This is a genomic window from Pseudomonas edaphica (assembly GCF_005863185.1).
GTDB lineage: Bacteria > Pseudomonadota > Gammaproteobacteria > Pseudomonadales > Pseudomonadaceae > Aquipseudomonas > Aquipseudomonas edaphica.
Window position 1 is genome coordinate 1 of sequence record NZ_VBVZ01000451.1, and the last position, 5,121, is coordinate 5,121.

The window sequence follows — 5,121 nt, forward strand, 5'->3', positions numbered from 1 at the left end:
GAACCAGGCCGCCAGGGCGGCCAGCAGCAGGCCAGCGCCCCACTTCAGCGGGCGCAGCAGCTTGTTCTTCACGGGCATGGGCGGGATCGGCATCTGTGCGGTCATGGTTCAACCCTGGCTCGGCTTGCCGGTGACCAGCCCGACCTGGGACAGCTCCAGCCGGCGCAACAAGTCGAGCACCTCGATCACCTTCTGGTACTGCACCATAGCGTCGCCGCGCACAATCACCGGGAAGTCCGGGTTCTGCGCCTTCTCGATGCGCAGGCGCTCCTCCAGCTCGCCCAGCGTCACCGGGTAGGCGTCGAGAAACACCTGGCCGCCGTCGTTGACGGAGATGGCCTTGGTCTTGGCCTCGGACAGCGACACCGAAGCACTCGCCTTGGGCAAGTGGATCTGGATACCCGACACCTGGGCGGTGGCGGTGAGGATAAACATCACCAGCACCACCATCAGCACGTCCACCAGGGGCGTGATGTTAATAGTGTCGACGGCGGCGTCATCGTCATCGTCGTGGGCGGCATTTACGGAAGCCATGCTGATTCTCCTCAGGCCGGAACGGAGGCGTGGTGGCCGCGCGAGTGGGCGGCTTCACTGAACTGGCTCTCGCCGTGCATTTCCGCCAGGCGGGTGATGAACTCATCGACAAATACGCGCATATCGGCGCTGACTTCCTTGTTGCGCGTGATCAGGCGGTTGTAGCCAAACAGCGCCGGGATCGCCACGAACAGGCCCATGGCCGTGGCCAGCAAGGCGGCCGCCATGCCGGGGGCGATGGCATTGATGTTCACGTCACCGGCCATGGCCGTGCCGAGGAACACCACCATGATCCCCAGCACCGTACCCAGCAGACCGATGTAAGGGCCGCCGGCGATGGCATTGGAAAGGGTCGACAATTTGGAGCTCAGGGCCTGGTTTTCGCGAGTACGCACGCCGTCCATGGAGCAGCGGATTGCTTCGATGGTGGCCGCCGAAACCGATGAGGTATCTGCGCCCTGGGCACGGCGGGTGCGGATCTCCTTGACCGCCACCAGGTACAGGCGCCAGAGCGAAGAGTGGCCCAGGCGCTCGGCCAGTTGGGCGTCATCGGCATACATTTCCAGGCGGGTGCCGATCTGCGCAAAGTGCTCACGGAAGATCTCGTTGGCACTGCTCACGCGGCCGACCTGACGGTTCTTGCGCAGCATGATGAACCACGACTGAACCATCATCGCCACCAGCACCAGGATGATCACCCAGGCGTCAATCGGCACGGCCTTGAGCAAAAAGCCCAGGCTGCCGAAACCGAAGCCCGACTGTTCTTCATCCACGCCATACGCCACCAGCTTGGATTCGGCGCCCTGGGCGCTCGCATCGGCCAGCAGCAACGCGGCCGGGCGCGACACTTTCGACAGGCGCAACTCATCCATGGCGCCAGCAAACGGCAGGTGCGTACTGCCCGCCTCCGGCACATCGGCACCGATCGCCGTCTGTGTAGTGAAGGCCGGCAGGGCCACGGCCAGGTTCGCGGTTTCACGGCCATTGACGTACAGCGCGACTTTTTCGCCCTCGGCGGTGAACGCCAGGTGTTGCCACTGGCCCGGGTTCAACGGTTGGGTGGAGACCGCGCGCTGGCCGTCGATTTCCACAAACGGCGTGCCTTGGTTCAAGCCCAGCAACAGGCTGTGGGGGCCATCGCGACGGGCCAGGACGATTTGCTCGCCACTGGCCTGGTCCAGGCGCAGCCAGGCACTGAAGGTCAATGCACTGCCGGCGGCGTGTTGCAGGGATGGGCTGGCCGGCAGCATCAGCGGCTGGCCGCCAAACTGCAGGGCGCGGCCGATCACGCCATCGATGCTGGCGCCGGTGGCGTTCAGCGCGGTGTTGCTGTAGGCCGTGGTGTCCCGGGCCGGGGTGCCGTTGGCCCCGTCAAAATGGTAGACGCCGGTGTAGTTCGGATCGAAGGTGAGTTGGCCGTTGGCGATGGCCGGGGCTTTTTGATTGCCGTAGTACATCCAGATTTCCTGGCGCTGGCCGCCTTCGACCTTGGGCACGTCGACCCAGATCAGCGCCATGCCCATCAGCGGGTCGAAGCTTTCGACCTGGTGATTGAACACGGTCTTGTCATCGGCGCTGACAAAGCGCAAATCGCTGCCATCGTCCTTCACCCCATCAAAGGTGAAATTACCGGTGTGCAGGCGCACCAGCAGCGCAGTGCGGCCCAGGGCTTGATTGATGCCCGCGCCTTGGGCGGTAGTGTCCACGGTAATCTGTTTGCGGTAGTGCCAATCGTCCTGCCACCAGGCATGGGCGGTGGCCGGAAGCGCGAAGCCCAGGCAGATCAACAGGCTCAGAAATAGGCGTTGCATGGTGAAGTCTCCGGGAGAAAAGGTCAGAAAGTCGCCTGCACACTGAAGTGCAGTCGCGAGTCCTGTTTCTGGGTGTTCGGTCCATCGAGCAGCGGGTAGCCCCAGTCCAGGCTGCCGGATAACCATTTGCTCAAACTGGCGCGGGTGCCGAGGCCGACACTGGCCAGGCTGTATTCGTCTTCTTGCTCGGCCAACGGCTTTTGCAGGCGCAGGCGCGCGCCTTCGGCGAACGCGTAGAAGCGCCATTCCTGCACGTAGCTGCCAAGAAACTTGGCCAATGAGGGCGTGCGCATTTCCTGGGAGAACAGGAGGCCCTCGTCCCCCGTGCGCTCTGCCGCCAGGTAGCCGCGCACCGAAGTGGCGCCACCGGCGGAATACTGCTCGTTGGACACCAGCGGCCCGGAGGCCAGTTGGAAACCGCCCTTGGTTGCCGATTGCCAATCACTGGCGAAGGTGTAGGTGTACGTCGTGTCGCCTTTAAGCACCGCAAAACTCGGGCTGGCCTTGTAGCGCTTGTATTCGAATTCCTGGGCATCGCTGCCGTAGCCGAAGAACGCACGGGTGCCGACCACCAGGTTCAGGCCCAGGCTGAGGGCCGATTGCTCGCTGTAGCGATAGCCGTTATAGCCGAAGGTGAATGGCGCATATTTGAGCGGCACCTTGTCGGCATTGCTGCCCAATTTGAGCTGCTCGTCGAAGTCCTTGAAGTCCACGCCGAAGGAGAACGAATTGGCCCAGTTATCACTGGCCGGCAGGTTGTAGATCGCCGACACACCGTAGGAATGGCCTTTGCCCAAGACGTTGCTGCCGCCGATGGTGGCGATGTTGCTGTCGGACTGGTAGCCGGAGAACTGCAAGGTCCAGCGCTCATCCAGCGGCGCGCTGTAGGAACCCGACCAGACCTTGGCATTGCTGCTGTCCTGGGGCGCGGTGAAGTAGGTCAGCGAGATGCTGTGGCCCAGTTGCCAGAGATTGTCGTAGCCCAGGGTCGCCACCGTGCGCAGCTTCTCGGTGTCGGCGCTGTAGTCGTTGTTCAGGCCGATGCTGGCGTGCCAGGGGTTCTGGTCTTCCACTTGCAGGTCCACGTCCATGGTGCCTGGCCGCGCGCCTTCGCGTACCAGCGGCGTGACCTGGCGCCCGACGCCCCGGTTAAGCCCGGCGAGCTGGGTTTGCACACTGGCAAAATCCGGCACCGCGCCCTCCTTGAGCGCCGGCACGTCTTCGCGGATTTCCACCGGCGAATAGTGTTTGGCGCCGACCACGCGCACGCGGCCGACCTTGGTTTCGCTGACTTGCAGGTAGACGATGCCGTCATCGACCTTCTGCTCCGGCAGCTCCACAAACACCGACTGATAGCCACGTGCCTGGTAGATCTTTTGCAGCGCATCGCGAGCGCCTTCGATATCACCGAGGGTCTTTTGCGGGCCCAGGAACGGGTACACCGCTTCATCGATGGCCGCCGCATCCAGCACGGTATTGCCGCGCACGAAATATTCGTTGACGTCGACCCGCCGCGCTGCGCCCTCCTCCTCGGCCAGCGCGGGTTGGGCCAAGGCCCCCAGCGTCAGGCACAGCGCCAGCGTTGACTTGAACAGATGCTCCACACTGCCCCCTGGTTGTCTAAAAAAGTTGCGCGCCTTCACCGATTGCACGGCGTTCGGCCTGCTCAATTGCTGGTGGTCGAAAGATGGCTGTGCCGGGCCAGCCAGGTGTGCAACAAGGCGAAGTTCAGTGAGAACTCCGGCATGTGCAGCAAGGCGCCACAAAACACTTCACCGATGATTTTCTGGATCAATTGCACCGCCTGCGGGTTGTTCAGCAGGCTGGCGATGTCACGCTGCAGGGCGTGCAGGCTCCACACCTTCTGGGTCAGGTCGAGGCCGACAAACCAGCGAAACAGCAGGTTGTAATTGAGCTGCTCGTGCAGTTGCTGTTCGCTGGGCACCGAATACAGCAGCTGCAGCAACAGGATGTGCACCACGGTGTGCGGCGCGATCAACATGCCCGGCTCGGGCTGGAGCCAGTCGCGGTACTGTTCGAGCACGTCGTCGATCTGCGGGCGCAACAACACCAGCGAGTGGCCCGCCGGGATGTAGCTGGAGACTTCCTTCAAGGCGCCTTGCCAATCGTCCTGGGAGACGATCCACACCCACGGCGCGCCGTAGCGGTATACCGAAACCGGCTTCTTGCGCGCGGCTTCGACGATCTTCGACAGGCGCTGATCGAGCTCCTGCATGCCGACTTTCGAATAACGTTCCATAGTTCCCATTGCCCCACTCCTGGCGTCCTGCTGACGGCTTTGGAGGCGACTTTTGATCGCCTGCAGCGCGTTACATAGGCAAGACGGGAGTGGGTGGGGGCTACCGAACTTTTGTCATGAAAGCTTCATTTGGGATTGGTTCGAGGGCAATTTTTGCTGAGAGATTGTAGGGGTGTATATCCGTTATTCAGGTAACGGCGGCTATTGGTTGCGCTCTTACAGCGGGTCACTTTTGCAAGGACCGGAATGCCGGCCCAGTCAAAAGTAACCAAAAGGTCCTCGCCCCAACACTCGGTGCCTCGCTATGGCTCGGCATGCCCGCAATCCGCCAGTGATTTGGGGGGCGATTTCAGATCAAGATCAAAAGCGCAGATCAAAAGACCGCTGACTTCGTCAGCGAAAAGGATGTAAGAGCAACAGCAACAGCAGAGCCACACTCGATCAAAGGTGGGAGCTGGCTTGCCTGCGATGGCATCAACTCTGTGAACCTGATGTACCGAGGTGTCTGCATCGCAG

Annotated in this window: 3 protein-coding genes and 3 pseudogenes; all 6 read right to left on the reverse strand. The window is 62.1% G+C overall.

Annotated features, from left to right (window positions below):
• Positions 1-105 (reverse strand): annotated as a pseudogene (locus tag FEM54_RS34745) (energy transducer TonB); the annotation flags it as partial.
• Positions 106-108: 3 nt separating this feature from the next.
• On the reverse strand, positions 109-534 hold the full coding sequence (locus FEM54_RS23905) for an ExbD/TolR family protein (RefSeq protein ID WP_017139644.1): 426 nt from the start codon (positions 532-534) through the stop codon (positions 109-111).
• Positions 535-545: 11 nt separating this feature from the next.
• Positions 546-2,345: a DUF2341 domain-containing protein gene (locus FEM54_RS23910; RefSeq protein ID WP_138453378.1), complete on the reverse strand. Its 1,800-nt coding sequence runs from the start codon at positions 2,343-2,345 to the stop codon at positions 546-548.
• A gap of 23 nt (positions 2,346-2,368) precedes the next feature.
• Positions 2,369-3,949: a ShlB/FhaC/HecB family hemolysin secretion/activation protein gene (locus tag FEM54_RS23915; protein WP_138453379.1), complete on the reverse strand. Its 1,581-nt coding sequence runs from the start codon at positions 3,947-3,949 to the stop codon at positions 2,369-2,371.
• 268 nt (positions 3,950-4,217) lie between these two features.
• Positions 4,218-4,614: pseudogene (locus FEM54_RS23920) on the reverse strand (transposase); the annotation flags it as partial.
• Positions 4,615-4,907: 293 nt separating this feature from the next.
• Positions 4,908-5,121, reverse strand: a pseudogene (locus FEM54_RS34390) (hypothetical protein); the annotation flags it as partial.